Below are 15,897 nucleotides of genomic sequence, written 5' to 3' on the forward strand. Positions count from 1 at the left end.
GCGCGCACAGTGTGGGCGTTCCGCGGCTACCGCTATGCCTTGCCGACGCAGTGATGGGTTTGTGGTCAAACAGGTCTTGAACCCAGAATCAGTAAGCGCCAACAGCTATTAAATCAATAGCATTTGAGTGTGTCGATACCTCGGACCGGCCAGGCGTAGGTTCGTGGTATTCCCGCTGCCCCGCGGCGCGCTTTGACCGCATGCTTGCGCGCATGAGCCAAGACGCCTCCCTGCACCAGCGGCGCCGCCCGCCCACGGCCCAAGAACTCAGCGGCATTCCCTGGATGGCGTTGCTGCAGCCCGCCGAGCGCGAACGGGCGGTGGCCGCGCTGGCCGTCGGCGATGCCCAGCCGGGCGACTACGTGTGCCGTGTGGGCCGGCCGGTGACGTACTGGTTTGGGGTGGTCGAGGGCCTGCTCAAGATGAGCGCGGACAACGCCGACGGGCTGACCATGACCTTCACCGGCGTGCCGCCCGGCGGCTGGTTTGGCGAAGGCACGGCGGTCAAGCGCGAGCCCTACCGCTACAACATCCAGGCCCTGCGCAGGAGCGTGGTGGCGGGCCTGCCCATCGACACCTTCCATTGGCTGCTGGACCATTCCATCGGCTTCAACCGTTTCGTGATGAACCAGCTCAACGAGCGCCTGGCGCAGTTCATCGCCGCGCGGGAAATCGACCGCCTCACCAACCCCGACCTGCGCGTGGCGCGCAGCCTGGCGGCGCTGTTCAACCCCGTGCTCTACCCGGGCGTCGGGGAAGTGCTGCGCATCACCCAGCAGGAGCTGGCCTACCTGGTCGGCCTGTCGCGCCAACGTGTGAACGAGGCCCTGGCGACCCTGGAAGCGCAGGGGGCGATCCGCGTGGAGTACGGCGGCCTGCGCGTGCTGGACCTACAGGCGCTGCGCACCAGCCTGTTCAGGCGGATGGAGCCGGCGGACGCGGGCCGCCACGGGCCCCGGCGCCGCGCTTCACCGCGCAGGGCGCCGGCCGACGAGAACGAGCCCGCCGCCATGATCTGAAGGCGCGGTAGATGGGGCGGGGCGCGGCGCGCTCCACGGCGCGAGACAATAGCGCCATGCCCGAAACGCCCGCCCGTCCCCCCGCACGGTCCGTCCCCGCACCGTCCGCTTCTGCTTCCCCCACTCCGCTGCGCCCGCGGCTGGTGCTGCGCANCACCTGTGGCCACCGGCAAGGCGCCGGGCCGGTCCGCAGGCCGCACGGCCGGCACGGCCGCACCCAGCGGCGCGGCAGGCGCCCCCCGTACGGCGAGCCGGCACGCGCCGGCCGCGCCGCGCCCTCCTGCCACCCGTGCGCCCGCTGGCGCTGCGCAGGCGCCTGCAGACGGCCGCATGCGCCTGAACAAGCGCATGGCCGATCTGGGGCTGTGCTCGCGCCGCGAGGCCGACGACTGGATCGCCCAGGGCTGGGTGCGCGTCAACGGGCAGGTGGCGGCCATGGGGCTGCAGGTGGGGCCGCACGACCGCATCGACGTGGACCGCGCGGCCCAGGGCCACCAGCGCCAGCAGGTGACCATCCTGCTGCACAAGCCCATGGGCTATGTGAGCGGCCAGGCCGAGGACGGCCACACGCCGGCCGTGGCGCTGATCAACCCACGTACGCACTGGAAGGACGATGAGAGCCGCACGCGCTTTTCGCCCGCGCAACTCAAGGGCCTGGCACCCTGCGGGCGGCTGGACATCGACTCCGTGGGCCTGCTGGTGCTGACGCAGGACGGCCGCGTGGCGCGCCAGCTCATCGGCGAGGACTCGACGGTGGACAAGGAGTACCTGGTGCGCGTGCAGTACGGCGATCGCGCGCAGGATGTGCGCGCCGTCTTCCCCGCCGACAAGCTGGCGCTGCTGAACCATGGCCTGGCGCTGGACGGCCAGCAGCTCAAGCCGGCGGTGGTGGAGTGGCAGAACCCCGAGCAGTTGCGCTTCGTGCTGCGCGAGGGCAAAAAGCGCCAGATCCGCCGCATGTGCGAGCTGGTGGGCCTCAAGGTGGTGGGCCTCAAGCGCATCCGCATCGGCCAGGTGCTGCTGGGCAAGCTGCCGCCGGGCCAGTGGCGCTACCTGGCGCCGGGTGAGCGCTTTTAAGCTATTAAATCAGGAGCTGCTAGCGCTCGCCAAAAGGGCGTTTGCAGTTCAAAACCCTTTGAAATGCAGAAAAGGAGAGCGCAAGCCGCTCTCTTTTTTGATGGCTGCGGTGGGCGTTCAGTCGCTGTTGCCGCTCGACAGCGGTGCGTTGTAGATCACCGCGCCCAGGATCGCGCCGACGCTGGGGCATGCGGCCAGCGTGGCATCGGTTGGTGGCAAATCGCCGTGCCGCGCCCCTTGAAGCCGGGCGCGGCGCCCCCACCTGCGCATGCGTTCCGGCCGCGCCGGAGAACATGGTTGAATCCCCTGTGATTTCTTTCCCGTTGCCTTTGTTTGAAAAACACCTATGAGCAAGCACACCCATTCCTTCCAGGCCGAAGTGGCGCAACTGCTGCACCTGGTCACGCATTCGCTGTATTCCAACAAAGAGATCTTCCTGCGCGAGCTGGTCTCCAACGCCTCGGACGCCTGCGACAAGCTGCGCTTTGAAGCGCTGAACAATGCCGCGCTGTACGAGGATGCGCCCAACCTGGAGGTGCGCGTGTCCTTCGACAAGGAAGCGCGCACGCTGACCATCACCGACAACGGCATCGGCATGAGCGAGCAGGAGGCCATTGACCACCTGGGCACGATCGCCAAGAGCGGTACGCGCGACTTCATGAACCGCCTGTCGGGCGACCAGAAGGCCGACGCGCAGCTGATCGGCCAGTTCGGCGTGGGCTTCTACTCGGGCTTCATCGTGGCCGACCGCATCACGGTCGAGAGCCGCCGCGCGGGCCTGCCCGCCAGCGAAGGCGTGCGCTGGGCCAGCGGCGGCGCGGGTGACTTCGAGGTAGAGGCCATCGAGCGTGCGGCGCGCGGCACCAGCGTGATCCTGCACCTGCGCGAGGATGCCGAGGAGTTCCTCAACGCCTGGAAGATCAAGCAGGTGATCGGCAAGTATTCCGACCACATCAGCCTGCCCATCCTCATGGAGAAGGAGGAGTGGAAGGAGAGCGAGAAGGAAGGTGAGCCGGGCCAGATGGTGAAGACCGGCGAGTGGGAAACCGTGAACAAGGCCAGCGCCCTGTGGACGCGGCCCAAGAAGGACATCACCGACGAGCAGTACCAGGACTTCTACAAGTCCATCAGCCACGACTTCGAGAACCCGCTCACCTGGAGCCACAACCGCGTCGAGGGCAACACCGAGTACACGCAGTTGCTGTACATCCCCGCCAAGGCGCCGTTCGACCTGTGGAACCGCGACAAGAAGGCCGGCGTGAAGCTGTACGTCAAGCGCGTGTTCATCATGGACGACGCCGAGTCGCTCATGCCCAGCTACCTGCGCTTCGTCAAGGGCGTGATCGACTCCGCCGACCTGCCGCTGAACGTGAGCCGCGAGCTGCTGCAGGAAAGCCGCGACGTGCGCCTGATCCGCGACGGCTCGGTCAAGCGCGTGCTGTCCATGCTCGAGGATCTGGCGAAGCACGACAAGCATGAGGCAGCGGCGGAAGGCGCCGATGGCGTGCAGGACGTGGTCAGCGCCGAGGACAAGGCCAAGGAAGGCAAGTACACCCAGTTCTACGCCGAGTTCGGCGCCGTGCTCAAGGAAGGCCTGGGCGAGGACTTCGCCAACCGCGAACGCCTGGCCAAGCTGCTGCGCTTTGCCTCCACCACATCGGATACGCCGAGCGTTTCCTTTGCCGACTACAAGGCGCGCATGAAGGAGGGCCAGGAGGCCATCTATTACATCACCGCCGACACGCTGGCCGCCGCCAAGAACAGCCCGCAGCTCGAAGTCTTCAAGAAGAAGGGCATCGAGGTGCTGCTCATGACCGACCGCGTGGACGAGTGGGCGCTGAACTACCTGCAGGACTTCGACGGCACGCCCCTGCAGTCCGTGGCCAAGGGCGCGGTGGACCTGGGCAAGCTGCAGGACGAGGCCGAGAAGAAGGCCGCCGAGGAGGCCGCCGAGGCCTTCAAGCCCGTGCTCGCCAAGCTCAAGGAAGCCCTCAAGGACAAGGCCGAGGACGTGCGCGTGACCACGCGCCTGGTCGATTCACCCGCTTGCCTGGTGGTGCAGGACGGCGGCATGAGCACGCAGCTCGCGCGCCTGCTCAAGCAGGCCGGCCAGAGCGCGCCTGACGCCAAGCCCGTGCTGGAAGTGAACCCCGAGCATGCGCTGGTCAAGAAGCTGGACGGCAGCGTGCACTTTCACGACCTGGCACACATCCTGTTCGACCAGGCGCTGCTCGCTGAGGGCGGCCTGCCTGAGGACCCGGCCGCGTACGTAAAGCGCGTGAACGCGCTGCTGGCCTGAGCGATGGGAGGGATGGCGGCATCTGGTATGCCTGATTGGGGCGCATCTGCTGCTGTACCCGCCGCGTCGCGCGCGCGATAGTTAGTCCCTGACAGGCGCGGGGGCCCGCTGTGGTGTCGCCCGGCGCCACAGCTCAGAGGCCCCCATGTCCCATCCAGAGCGCCTGCCCCGCAACGGGGCGCCGCGCAAAACCATACCGATCGTTCCCGAGTCCACTTCGCTGTACGAGGCGCAGCAGAAGATCTATCCGCGCTCCATTCGCGGCACCTTCGCGCGCTGGCGCTGGCTCATGGTGTGGGCCACGCAGATCGTGTTCTACGGCCTGCCATGGCTGGAGTGGGGGCAGCGCCAGATGGTGCTGTTCGACCTGGGCGCGCGGCGCTTTTACCTGTTCGGCCTGGTGCTGTACCCGCAGGACTTCATCTACCTCACGGGTCTGCTCATCATCTCGGCGCTGGCGCTGTTTTTGTTCACCGCCGTCGCCGGGCGGCTGTGGTGCGGCTTTGCCTGCCCGCAGACGGTCTATACCGAAATCTTCCTGTGGATAGAGCACCGCATCGAGGGCGACCGCAGCGCGCGCCTGCGCCTGGACAACGGCGGCTGGACGGCCGAGAAGCTGTGGAAGAAGTCGGCCAAGCAGTTGGTCTGGATCGCCTTCTCGCTGTGGACCGGCTTCACCTTCGTGGGCTACTTCGTGCCCATCCGTGAACTGGGTGGCGAACTGCTGGCGCTGCAGGGCGGCTGGCAGATCTTCTGGGTGCTGTTCTACGGCCTGGCCACGTACGGCAACGCGGGCTTCCTGCGCGAGCAGGTGTGCAAGTACATGTGCCCGTATGCGCGCTTCCAGAGCGCGATGTTCGACAAGGACACGCTGATCGTCACCTACGACGCGCAGCGCGGTGAGACGCGCGGGCCGCGCAGCAAGACGGCCGCGCCCGCGCGCGGGCAGGGCGATTGCATCGACTGCACGCTGTGCGTGCAGGTCTGCCCCGTGGGCATAGACATCCGCGAGGGGCTGCAGTACGAGTGCATAGGCTGCGGCCTGTGCGTGGATGCCTGCAACAGCGTGATGGACAAGGTGGGCCTGCCGCGCGGCCTGATCCGCTACGCCACGCACAACGGCATGGCCAGCCGCTGGAGCGCTGCGCAGATGCTGCGCCGCGTGGCGCGGCCGCGTGTGCTGATCTATACGGCGGTGCTGGTTGCCCTGAGCGTGGCCATGCTCGCCAGCATGGCGCTGCGCACGCCGCTCAAGGTGGACGTGGTGCGCGACCGCGCCGCGCTCTCGCGCATCGTGGCGGGCGGCAAGCTGGAGAACATCTACCGCCTGCAGATCATGAACGCCACCGAGGCGCCGCAGCGCTACCGCATCGGCGCCAGCGGCATCGCGGGGCTGGAGGTGGCGTCCGAACCCGAGGTGGAGATCGGCGCCGCGCAGGCGCGCTGGGTACCCGTGCGCCTGCGCATTCCCTACGGCTCCATGCCACCGGGTTCGCACCCGGTGCTCTTCGATGTCGAGGCGCTCGGCGACACGCCGGCGCGCGTGACGGAGAAAGCCATCTTCCTGGTGCCGCGATGAGGTGGTCTGGCCGCCAGGGGCGCGGCGGCCTGCCCTCGACAGGGTGGGCGTGCTGGCGGATACTGCGGCGCTCCAGGCATCGCGCCTGGGATGCAACAGGAGCCGTCGAACCACCCATGTGCACCGCGCTGTACGTTTGAAGGAGACGCGCAATGCTTGGATTCACCGCGCTGGAACTGGCCCGCATCCAGTTCGGCTTCACCATTTCGATGCACATCATCTTTCCGGCCATCACCATCGGGCTGGCGAGCTACCTGGCCGTCCTCGAAGGGCTGTGGCTGTGGCGCAAGAACCCGGTGTACCGCGACCTGTACCACTTCTGGTCGAAGATCTTCGCGGTCAACTTCGCCATGGGCGTGGTTTCGGGGCTGGTCATGGCCTACCAGTTCGGCACCAACTGGAGCCATTACTCGGCCTTCGCGGGCAGCATCACCGGGCCGCTGCTGGCCTACGAGGTGCTCACGGCTTTCTTCCTGGAGGCGGGCTTTCTCGGCGTGATGCTGTTCGGCTGGCGCAAGGTCGGCCCCGGCCTGCATTTCTTCGCCACCGTGATGGTGGCCCTGGGTACGCTGGTGTCGGCCACCTGGATCCTGGCCTCCAACAGCTGGATGCAGACGCCCCAGGGTTTCGAGATCGTCAACAACGTGGTGGTCCCGACGGACTGGTTCGAGGTCATCTTCAACCCGTCCTTTCCCTACCGGCTCGCCCACATGACGGTGGCGGCGTTCCTGTCCACCGCGCTGTTCGTGGGCGCGTCGGCGGCGTGGCACCTGCTGCGCGGCAACGACAACCCGCGCGTGCGCACCATGCTGTCCATGGCCATGTGGATGCTTCTCGTGGTGGCGCCCGTGCAGGTCGCCATCGGCGATTTGCACGGCCTGAACACGCTTCAGCACCAGCCGGCCAAGCTGGCGGCGATGGAGGGGCACTGGGAGAGCAAGCCGGGCGAGGGCGTGCCGCTCACCCTTGTCGGCTGGCCCGACATGGAGGCCGAGACCACGCGCTACGCGCTGGAGATTCCCCGGCTCGGCAGCCTGATCCTCACGCACTCGTGGGACGGGCAGTACCAGGGCCTCAAGGAGTTCGCGCCGCAGGATCGGCCCAATGCCGCCATCGTGTTCTGGAGCTTCCGCCTCATGGTGGGGCTGGGCATGCTGATGCTGCTGCTGGGGCTGTGCAGCGCCTGGCTGCGCTGGCGCCGCGGGCTGTACCGCTCGCGGCTCTTTCTGCGCTTTGCGGTCTGGATGGGACCGACGGGGCTGATCGCCATCCTCGCGGGCTGGTTCACCACCGAGATCGGCCGCCAGCCCTGGATCGTCTATGGCGTCATGCGCACGCAGGACGCGGTGTCCAACCACTCCGCGCTGGTGCTGGGCACCTCGCTGATCATCTTTGTCGTGGCGTACTTCATCGTGTTCGGCATCGGCACGCGCTACCTGCTCAAGCTCGTGGCCCTGGGGCCCGACGTCTATGACGATACGGGCGATGACGGCTCCGATGCGCCGCAGCGCCGGCCAGCACGGCCGCTGTCCGCCGCCCCGGACGCACCGGCCGGCGCCATCCACACCACTCCTCGGAAGGGCTGAACCATGGGCATCGATCTACCGGTCGTCTGGATCATCATCATTGCCTTCGGGCTGATGATGTACGTGATCATGGACGGGTTCGACCTGGGCATAGGCATCCTGTTCCCGTTCGTGAAGGCGCGCGAGGACCGCGACGTCATGGTCAACACCGTGGCGCCCGTGTGGGACGGCAACGAGACCTGGCTGGTGCTGGGCGGCGCCGGACTCATGGCCGCCTTTCCGCTGGCCTACGCCGTGGTGCTCAGCGCGCTGTACCTGCCGCTGCTGCTCATGCTGCTGGGCCTCATCTGGCGTGGCGTGGCCTTCGAGTTCCGCTTCAAGGCGGACGAGCACCACAAGCCCTTCTGGGACATCGCCTTCATGGGCGGTTCCTACGTGGCCACGTTCTTCCAGGGCGTGGTGCTGGGGGCGTTCCTGAACGGCTTCGAGGTGCGCGATGGCGTCGCCACGGGCGGCGCGCTGGCCTGGATCACGCCGTTCAGTCTGTTCACGGGGCTGGCGCTGCTGCTGGCCTATGCGCTGCTCGGGGCCACCTGGCTCATCATCAAGACCGAGGGCGCGCTGCACGATCGCATGGTGGCGCTGGCCCGCCCGGCCACGCTGGCGCTGCTGGCGGCCATCGTCATCGTGAGCGTGTGGACCCCGCTGACCCACGCGGCCATCGCGCAGCGCTGGTTCAGCTGGCCCAACCTCGCGTTCTTCGCGCCCGTTCCGCTGCTGGTGCTGGTCACGGCCGTCGGCATCCTGCGCAGCCTGCGCGGCGGCAATCCCGGCGCGGCGCCGTTCCTGCTCACGCTGTGCCTGCTGTTCCTGGGCTACAGCGGCCTGGGCATCAGCCTGTGGCCGCACATCATCCCGCCGGCCATCACCCTGCGCGAAGCGGCCGCGCCGCCGCAGAGCCTGGGCTTCACGCTCGTGGGCGCGCTGCTCATCATCCCGATCATCCTGGCCTATACGGCCTGGTCGTACTACGTGTTCCGCGGCAAGGTGCGCCCGGGCGAGGGCTACCACTGATGGCGCCGCCCGCCCCGCGCAAGCCCTGGCTGCGGCGCATCGGCTGGCTGGTGCTGATCTGGGCCGCCAGCGTCACCACCCTGGGCATCGTGGCGTGGTTGCTCCGGGGACTGATGGGCCTGGCGGGCCTGACCGCCTAGCTCACACCGTGCCTCCCTCAGAGCGTCACGCAACCCGCGACGCATGAAACTGGCGCTACCCAAGCCAGGGCAGCCGAGCAAGGGCCGCCCCGCAGCGAGGGCTGCGTCCCCCTTCCCGCATCGCGTAGCGATGCGAGAGAAGGGGGAAGGCGCGTAGCGCCACAGGGGGTTGTTTCACTTCACCGCGAGGCGGCCCAGCGTGGCCAGCGCGGCTTCGCTGCGCGCGTTCCATTCCTGGCCGTAGTTCAGCCGCAGGCAGTGCGCGAAGCTGCGCGAGGCCGAAAAGATCGGGCCCGGCGCGATGCTGATGCCGTGCTGCAGCGCCTGACGGTGCAGCCGCAGCGTGTCGGTGCCATCGGGTAGCTCTAGCCACAGGAAGTAGCCGCCCGCCGGCTGCGTGGCGCGCGTGCCTGGCGGGAAGTGCGCGGCCACGGCCTCGGCCACGAGCGCCTGGCGCGCGGCCAGGGTTTGGCGCAGGCGGCGCAGGTGCTTGTCGAAGCCGCCGCGCTCCAGATATGTGGCCAGCGCCAGCTGCACGGGCGCCGATGCGCCCAGCGTGGTGGTCAGCTTCTGGCGCGCCACGGCTTGCGCGAAGCGGCCCGGCGCGGCCCAGCCGATGCGATAGCCCGGCGCCAGGCATTTGGAGAACGAGGAGCAGTGCAACACCAGCCCCTCACGGTCGAAGGCCTTGGCGGGCAGCGGGCGCCTGTCGCCGAAGTACAGCTCGGCATACACGTCGTCCTCGATCAGCGGCACGCCGTGGCGCGTGAGCAGCTCCACCAGGGCCTGCTTCTTGGCCTCTGGCATCAGGCCGCCCAGCGGGTTCTGGAAGGTGGTCATGAGCCAGCAGGCCCTGGGGCCGTGGCGCGCGATGGCGTGCTCCAGCGCCGCCAGGTCTATGCCCTCGCGCGGGTGGGTCGGCACCTCAATGGCCTGCAGGCCCATGCGCTCCAGCGTCTGCAGCGCCGCGTAGAACGTGGGTGATTCGACCACCACGGAGTCGCCCGGGCGCGTGACTGCCGCCAGGCACAGGTTCAACGCCTCCAGCGCGCCGTTGGTGACGATGATCTCGTCGGTGCGCACCTGCAGGCCGTCGGCAAGGTAGCGCAGCGCGATCTGCCGGCGCAGCGCCGGGTTGCCGGGCGAGAGGTCGTCCACCGTGCTCCACGGGTCGAGCGCCTGGGCGCTGGCGGCCACGGCTTGCCCCAGGCGGGACAGCGGGAACAGCAGCGGGCTGGGAAAGGCCGAGCCGAAGGCGACCACGTCGCGCGCCATGCTGGCTTCGAGCACCTCGAACACGAGTTCGCTCACGTCCACGGCGATCGACGCGTCCTGCGGCTGCGAGGCCAGCTCCGGCTCGGGCGGGCGCTTGCGCGCGCCCTCGCTCACGTAGTAGCCCGAGCGTTCGCGCGCACGCACCAGGCCGCGCGCCTCCAGCAGGTAGTAGGCCTGGAACACCGTGGAGGCGCTGATGCCGCGGCTTGTGCAAGTGTGGCGCACCGAGGGCAGGCGGTCGCCGGGGCGGAGCACGCCGTCACGGATGGAAGCTTCGATGTCCGCCGCGAGGGCCTCATAGCGTTTCATGCGGCCGATTCTAGGAGGCCGTTCCTGCGGTCCCGCCCGCAGCGCTGAGGCGGGCGCCGCCTCATGCGGCCAGCGGCTCCTCCTGCATGGCCTCGATCTGCTCATGCAGCATGTCCACCTGGCCGCGCCAGTAGTCGCTGCTGCCGAACCAGGGAAAGTTGATCGGAAAGATCGGATCGCTCCAGCGCCGCGCCAGCCACGCGCTGTAGTGGATCAGGCGCAGTGTGCGCAGCGGCTCGATGAGCGCGAGCTCGCGCCGGTCGAAGGGGCGCAGTTGCTCGTAGCCGTCCAGCAGTGCCGACAGCTGTACTGTGCGCTGGCGGCGCTCGCCCGACAACAGCATCCACAGGTCCTGCACGGCCGGGCCCATGCGCGCGTCGTCCAGGTCCACGAAATGCGGGCCGCCGTGGCCGGCGTCGTCCACGGGCGTCCACAGCACGTTGCCGGGGTGGCAGTCACCGTGCAGGCGGATGTTGCTCGCGTCTTTCAAGCTAAATTGGCCCGTAGCGCCCGATAGACAAGCGCCAGCAGCTATTAATTCGAGAGCTTGTTCGCAGGCGTCGCGCCATGCCGTCTGTTGGTCCAGGGGAATGATCTGTGCGCCCAGCAGCCAGTCGCGCGGCTCTTGGCCAAACGCCAGCAGGTCCAGCGCCGGGCGCTGCGCGAAGGGCCGGGCTGCGCCCACGTTGTGGATGCGTGCGAGGTAGCGGCCCAGCCACTCCAGCACCTCGAAGTCGTCCAGTTCGGGCGTGCGCCCGCCGCGCCAGGGACTGACGGCAAAGTCGAAGCCCGCATGCCGGTGCAGGCTGCGGCCGTGCAGCAGCAGGGGCGCGACCACGGGCACCTCGGCATCGGCCAGCTCCTGGGAGAAGGCGTGTTCCTCCAGGATCTGCGCCTCGCTCCAGCGCCCCGGGCGGTAGAACTTCGCCACCACGCGACTGCCGTCTTCCAGCGTGGCCTGGTACACGCGGTTCTCGTAGGAGCCCAGGGCCATCAGCCGGCCGTCGCCATACAAGCCGACGCTGGCCAGCGCGTCCAGCACCAGGTCGGGCGTGAGGCTGGCGTAGGGGTGGAGCGTGTCATCGGTGTGGGGCGCGGTCATGGCGTGATTGTCACGCTTGCGGCAGCCCCGCGGGGTCACTGGCCCAGCGCGTCGAAAGGCAGTTGCTGCTTGACCAGGATGACGGTGCAGGGGGCATCCCGCGCCACGCGGATGGGCACGGTGTCGATGAAGCGCTGCAACTGCAGCCCGTGCGTCGCCGCCCCCAGGATCATCATGCTCACGCGGTTGCCCTCGGCATAGCGGACCAGGGCCTGGGCCACGTCGCTGGCCTCCAGGACGTGGTAGCTGGCGCTGTGGCGCGACAGGTCCAGCCCCGCCGCCCACTGCTTGAGCCGCGCCAGGTGCGTGCGGTGCAGCATGGTCTCGCTGCGCGTGCTGTCGGACGTGCTGCTGGCCGAGGGCGAGATCACCGTCACGCAGGCCAGCCGCGCGCCGGGGCGTATGCCCAGCGAACGGGCAACCGCTTCGCGCAAGGAGTACAGCGTGGCGTCCGTCACGTCGTCGTGCGGCACGGCCACCATGAGGATAGGCACCTCGGCGATCTGGCGCGCCGGCAGCGGGCTGGGCTGGTAGTGCATGCCCGCAGCCTTGATCCAACGCTTGAAGTGCGCGCCCACGCCGGGCCCGCGCAGGCGCCGGCCGCGCTCGGTGATGGGCACCTGGTCGGGGTTGGCCAGGTCAAAGGCCAAGTGCGCGGCCGAAGGGTAGCGCTGCGCGGCTTCGGGTTCCAGACAGCGCAGGATCACCTCCTGTAGCCACTCGGGCAGGTCGGGGCGGTACTGGCGCGGCGGCGCAGGTGTCATCCACAGGCGCTGGCGCATGCCGCCCTGTGTGGTGGGCGAGCCGAAAGGCAGTTCGCCCGTGGCCATCTCGTAGAGCATCACGCCGATCGCGAAGATGTCGCTGCGCAGGTCGCCGCGCACGCCCACCACCTGCTCGGGCGCGATCCAGGTGGGCGAACCCACGGCCTGGCGCATTTCCTCGGCCAGCAGGTCGGGGTAGTGCGCGTGGCAGGACAGGCCGAAGTCCAGCAGCACCACGCTGCCGTCGGGGCGCAGCAGCACGTTGGCGGGCTTCAGGTCCAGGTGGCAGACGTTCTGCTGGTGGATGCTGTGCGCGGCCAGCGCCATGGCGCCGCCGATGCGGGCGATGGTCTCCGCACTGCGCGCAGCGGTGTCGCCCGGCGGGCGATCGTCCAGCCAATGCTGCAGCGTATCGCCGTGCACGTATTCCATGACCAGGTAGGGCAGCCGCATCAGGTCACCCGCCGCCACGAAGCGCGGCGCGTGGTGGCCCGACAGCGTGGGCAGGATGGTCAGCTCGACCTCGAAACCCACGATGTTCTCGGCCCCGTCGCCTGCCGTCATGCGCGGGATCTTCATGGCCATGGGAAAGCCCGGGTCGCGCGACGCATTGGCATAGCCCACGCGGTAGATGTGCGCCATGCCGCCCGCGTGGATGCACTCATGCACCACGAAGCCGTCGATCTCGGTGCCGGGCGTGAGCAGCTTCATGGGGCGGTGGTGTGTCTGGTCCTAGAGGGTGGAAAGGACGGCTCAGCGCCCGCGCTCCAGCCGGTCGGCAAAGAACGTGGGCAGACCGCTGGCGCGCACGGCGGCCGCGGCGGCGGCATGGTTGTAGGCCACGCGCTGGAAGGTGATGGTGGCGGCGTCCGGGTCGAACAGGGCATACATGGCGCGCGTGTCGCCATCGCGCGGCTGGCCGCACGAGCCGGCGATGGCCAGCCACTGGCGGTGCGGCGGCACGGGCACGGGCACGCCCGGCTGGGGCGAAAAGCGCATCAGCTTGGCCGTGGGCGTGAGGAAGTACAGCGCCTGCTCATGCACGTGGCCGCAGAAGACGTAGCGGATGGCCGGGTCGATGCGCGTGGCGGCGGTCATGCAGCGCTCGGCGGCGTTGCTGTCGGTGATGTAGTGCCAGCGCTCGGGGCCGTCGGCGCTGGCGTGCACTAGCAGCGCGTCGGGCCCCAGGCGCTCGGTCAGCGGCAGGCCGGCCAGGAAGGCACGCTGGCGCTCGTCCAAGTGCGGATGGGTCCACTGTGCGCTCTGGTCGCCCAGGTTCTGGGCAACGGCGGGCGGGGCGAGGGCGGCCGCGTCATGGTTGCCGCGCACGCACAGTGCGCCCGCGGCGGCCAGCTGCATGGCCCGGTCGAGCACCGGGCCGGGGTCCGCGCCATAGCCCACCAGGTCGCCCAGCAGCGCGAACTGCTGTGCACCGTGCGCTCGCGCATGCTCCAGGCAAGCGTCGAAGGCGGGCAGGTTGGCGTGGATGTCGGACAGCAGGGCAATCTTCATGGCGCGGGCAATGCAGGCGAAGCGGGGGACAGACCGCGCATGATGAACCCGGAAGCTGAGCGCTCGCTTGCAATGGGTATCCCGCCAGACTAGGGAAAACGCGGAGAACTGCGCCGCCCGCTACGGTGCCTCAGGCCAGGGTCAGCGTCACGTCGATGTTGCCGCGTGTGGCGTTGGAGTAGGGGCAGACCTGGTGCGCGTCGTTGACCAACTGCTGCGCCTGGGCGCGGTCCATGCCGGGCAGGTGCACCTTCAGGCGTGCGGCGATGCCGTAGGCATTGGGGATCGTGCCCAGGTCCACCTCGGCGTCGATGGCCAAGTCCTGGGGCAGGGTCAGCTTTTGCTTCGCGGCGACGGCCTTGATGGCGCCGATGAAGCAGGCCGAGTAGCCGGCGGCGAAAAGCTGCTCGGGGTTGGTGCCCGTGCCGCTGCCGCCGGGCGAGGACAGCTGGACCTGCAGCCGTCCGTCATCGCTGCGCGATGCGCCGTCGCGCCCGCCGGTGGTGTGGGCGCGGGCGGTGTAGAGAACCTTGTCGAGCGTGGTCATGGGTGCATCCTTTCAGAGTGGAACAAAGGCCCCGCCAACGGGGGCATGAGGGAAAACGGTGTCAGGCCTGCGGCTGCACGAGCCGGTCGCGCAGCGCATGGAGCTGCGCGGTCAGGGCGCCAATGTCGGCGGGTGTGCACTGCGTGCGGGCCAGCACGCAGTGCGGGATGGGCTGGGCGCCATCACGCAGCGCACGCCCCTGGCCGGTGAGCGTGATGCGCACGCGGCGCTCGTCCTGCACGTCGCGCAGCCTCGCCAGCAAACCTGCGGATTCCAGGCGCTTGAGCAGCGGTGTGAGCGTGCCCGAGTCGAGGAACAGGCGCTCGCCCAGCTCGGAGACGGTGAGCCCGTCACGCTCCCACAGCGCCAACATCACCAGGTACTGCGGATAGGTCAGGCCCAGGGTGTCGAGCAGCGGCTTGTAGAGCTTGGTCATGGCCAACGACGCGGAATACAGCGCGAAGCACAGTTGGTTGTCCAGCAGTAGCTCGGGCGGGCTGGGTGGCGTGGCGGTGTTGCGGGAGGGCATGGCTCGCATTATTTCCTATTATTAACAGTTTAATAGTTAAAAATTAAATATTTAGCTATTAAATTGTGTAATCTATAGTTGGGGAGCTGCTTATGCCCAGTGCACCTGGGAACGGTGCAGCTGATCGACGCGGGGGTTTCTAAACTGCCTATGCGGCAGTGAACTCACCGCGCCGCGCCCTTGATGGGCAAGCGCTTTTCTGAGCTGCCTATGCGGCAGTGAACTCGGAAATCTTCTTCAACGGCCTGGCCGCCCTTTTCTGAGCTGCCTATGCGGCAGTGAACGGAAAGAGCGCTGCCGCCCTGTGGCGCCGGCATTTCTGAGCTGCCTATGCGGCAGTGAACGTTGCGGCGCAGCTCCGGCAGCGCGGCAGTTATTTCTGAGCTGCCTATGCGGCAGTGAACGCCCAGCACTGGCCGCGCCCGAGTGGCATGACTTTCTGAGCTGCCTATGCGGCAGTGAACATGGGCAGCGCACTCGGTGCCAGTGCTGAGATTTTCTGAGCTGCCTATGCGGCAGTGAACGCATTCCGCCTCGGATATCTCAAAGGGTTTGATTTCTGAGCTGCCTATGCGGCAGTGAACTTGCGCTGCACGCGCACGACCTGCTGGCCATGTTTCTGAGCTGCCTATGCGGCAGTGAACGCAAGGGCTGGCTGATCTGGTGGAAGATGGGCTTTCTGAGCTGCCTATGCGGCAGTGAACGATCGCGCCTGGAAGGATGGCGCGCACCAGCTTTTCTGAGCTGCCTATGCGGCAGTGAACCGCAAGCCCTAGCTCGCTCGTAATGGTGCGTATTTCTGAGCTGCCTATGCGGCAGTGAACTCCGGCTCGATCACTGCTGTCAATTCGGTGCTTTTCTGAGCTGCCTATGCGGCAGTGAACTACCTCGACACCTGCAAAGCGCTCGGGTCAAATTTCTGAGCTGCCTATGCGGCAGTGAACTCCCACGTCGCTACTGCAGTTCCACGCAAGATTTTCTGAGCTGCCTATGCGGCAGTGAACGGCTGTCTCCAATGAAAAAGCCCTCGATTGAGTTTCTGAGCTGCCTATGCGGCAGTGAACACCACAGTCTTCTTCGCCATCTCGCCGTAGTCTTTCTGAATCGCCCCGGATTCCCTAGACACTTTTGAGCCGTTGGGAATG

Annotated in this window: 13 protein-coding genes and 1 CRISPR repeat array; of the genes, 7 read left to right on the forward strand and 6 right to left on the reverse strand. The window is 67.8% G+C overall.

Annotated elements, in window-relative coordinates:
- The first annotated feature begins 212 nt into the window (after nucleotides 1-212).
- The 7 genes from OX89_RS02460 to OX89_RS17900 all read left to right on the forward strand — a co-directional run bounded on the left by OX89_RS02460 (nucleotide 213) and on the right by OX89_RS17900 (nucleotide 8,714).
- Nucleotides 213-1,019 carry a Crp/Fnr family transcriptional regulator gene (locus OX89_RS02460; RefSeq protein WP_199856190.1) on the forward strand — a complete coding sequence of 269 codons (807 nt, stop codon included), beginning with the start codon at nucleotides 213-215 and terminating at the stop codon, nucleotides 1,017-1,019.
- Nucleotides 1,020-1,349: 330 nt separating this feature from the next.
- Nucleotides 1,350-2,096, forward strand: coding sequence for a pseudouridine synthase (locus OX89_RS02465; protein ID WP_041835860.1), 747 nt, complete (start codon nucleotides 1,350-1,352; stop codon nucleotides 2,094-2,096).
- Between the two features lie 346 nt (nucleotides 2,097-2,442).
- A complete protein-coding gene (gene htpG / locus OX89_RS02470; RefSeq protein ID WP_012655504.1) occupies nucleotides 2,443-4,395 on the forward strand; it encodes a molecular chaperone HtpG in 1,953 nt (650 codons plus the stop codon).
- 145 nt (nucleotides 4,396-4,540) lie between these two features.
- Nucleotides 4,541-5,974, forward strand: a complete 1,434-nt coding sequence (gene ccoG / locus OX89_RS02475) for a cytochrome c oxidase accessory protein CcoG (protein ID WP_047349430.1) — start codon at nucleotides 4,541-4,543, stop codon at nucleotides 5,972-5,974.
- Nucleotides 5,975-6,126: 152 nt separating this feature from the next.
- On the forward strand, nucleotides 6,127-7,560 hold the full coding sequence (locus tag OX89_RS02480) for a cytochrome ubiquinol oxidase subunit I (protein ID WP_047349431.1): 1,434 nt from the start codon (nucleotides 6,127-6,129) through the stop codon (nucleotides 7,558-7,560).
- Nucleotides 7,561-7,563: 3 nt separating this feature from the next.
- The gene (gene cydB / locus OX89_RS02485; protein WP_047349432.1) at nucleotides 7,564-8,574 is read left to right on the forward strand and encodes a cytochrome d ubiquinol oxidase subunit II; all 1,011 of its coding nucleotides are present in this window, start codon (nucleotides 7,564-7,566) and stop codon (nucleotides 8,572-8,574) included.
- The gene (locus OX89_RS17900; RefSeq protein ID WP_084001969.1) at nucleotides 8,574-8,714 is read left to right on the forward strand and encodes a DUF2474 domain-containing protein; all 141 of its coding nucleotides are present in this window, start codon (nucleotides 8,574-8,576) and stop codon (nucleotides 8,712-8,714) included. Before cydB ends, OX89_RS17900 begins: the two co-directional genes overlap by 1 nt.
- A gap of 174 nt (nucleotides 8,715-8,888) precedes the next feature.
- Here the strand turns inward: OX89_RS17900 and OX89_RS02490 are convergent, their stop codons facing one another.
- The 6 genes from OX89_RS02490 to OX89_RS02515 form a co-directional block, all read right to left on the reverse strand.
- Complete coding sequence (locus OX89_RS02490) at nucleotides 8,889-10,298, reverse strand: PLP-dependent aminotransferase family protein (protein WP_047349433.1); 1,410 nt, start codon at nucleotides 10,296-10,298, stop codon at nucleotides 8,889-8,891.
- A gap of 61 nt (nucleotides 10,299-10,359) precedes the next feature.
- A complete protein-coding gene (locus OX89_RS02495) occupies nucleotides 10,360-11,400 on the reverse strand; it encodes a serine/threonine protein kinase (RefSeq protein ID WP_047349434.1) in 1,041 nt (346 codons plus the stop codon).
- A gap of 35 nt (nucleotides 11,401-11,435) precedes the next feature.
- Nucleotides 11,436-12,875 carry a bifunctional serine/threonine-protein kinase/universal stress protein gene (locus OX89_RS02500; protein ID WP_047349435.1) on the reverse strand — a complete coding sequence of 480 codons (1,440 nt, stop codon included), beginning with the start codon at nucleotides 12,873-12,875 and terminating at the stop codon, nucleotides 11,436-11,438.
- Between the two features lie 42 nt (nucleotides 12,876-12,917).
- Nucleotides 12,918-13,676: a metallophosphoesterase gene (locus tag OX89_RS02505; protein WP_011803941.1), complete on the reverse strand. Its 759-nt coding sequence runs from the start codon at nucleotides 13,674-13,676 to the stop codon at nucleotides 12,918-12,920.
- Between the two features lie 130 nt (nucleotides 13,677-13,806).
- Nucleotides 13,807-14,223, reverse strand: a complete 417-nt coding sequence (locus OX89_RS02510; RefSeq protein ID WP_011803942.1) for an organic hydroperoxide resistance protein — start codon at nucleotides 14,221-14,223, stop codon at nucleotides 13,807-13,809.
- A 61-nt stretch (nucleotides 14,224-14,284) separates the two neighbouring features.
- On the reverse strand, nucleotides 14,285-14,752 hold the full coding sequence (locus OX89_RS02515) for a MarR family winged helix-turn-helix transcriptional regulator (RefSeq protein WP_047349436.1): 468 nt from the start codon (nucleotides 14,750-14,752) through the stop codon (nucleotides 14,285-14,287).
- A gap of 136 nt (nucleotides 14,753-14,888) precedes the next feature.
- A CRISPR array of direct repeats spans nucleotides 14,889-15,816; the repeat unit is 28 nt; unit sequence TTTCTGAGCTGCCTATGCGGCAGTGAAC.
- Nucleotides 15,817-15,897 lie beyond the last annotated feature (81 nt).

Origin of the sequence: Diaphorobacter sp. J5-51 (assembly GCF_001023515.1) — a bacterium.
In the GTDB taxonomy this organism is placed as follows: domain Bacteria; phylum Pseudomonadota; class Gammaproteobacteria; order Burkholderiales; family Burkholderiaceae_C; genus Diaphorobacter; species Diaphorobacter nitroreducens.